Here is a 375-nt window from a genome sequence, read left to right as displayed (position 1 = left end):
GTTACGCAACCGTTATCAGCTTTGATACTGATATGTGAGTAAAACGTTACGTGTTGTTATATGAGCCGTTACTGTAACTAAGATATCGTGTATATAGGGTATATTTACGAGTTAAAAATTGGAGGTTCTATGCTTACCAGGCTTCTTGATGCGAAGCTAAGGCCGGGTGATCCAGATGCTAAATTTCTGCTCATTGCATTCTGGAAGCACTATGGCTCCGTGACGCCTAAGCCTCGTTCGCAGAAGCAATTGGCTGAAGACCTGCGGCTTCCGGTGCAAGCCGTTTCAAAAGCGGTTGCCCAACTGGTTGATGTGGGGGTACTGCGAGTCGTTACTCAGCCCGAAGGGAAGGGGCGGCCAAGGTGTACCTACGAG

The 375-nt window shown here is 48.3% G+C and carries 1 protein-coding gene; it reads left to right on the top strand.

Annotation, left to right across the window (positions count from 1 at the left end; genetic code table 11):
• Positions 1-129: 129 nt before the first annotated feature.
• Positions 130-375: helix-turn-helix domain-containing protein (locus QWI17_RS00055; protein WP_302720469.1), on the top strand; the 246-nt coding region annotated here is incomplete at its 3' end.

Source organism: Gilvimarinus gilvus (assembly GCF_030518155.1).
GTDB classification, from domain to species: Bacteria; Pseudomonadota; Gammaproteobacteria; order Pseudomonadales; family Cellvibrionaceae; genus Gilvimarinus; species Gilvimarinus gilvus.
Note: the sequence above shows the minus strand (reverse complement) of the source record. Positions and strands in the feature narration are given on the sequence as shown.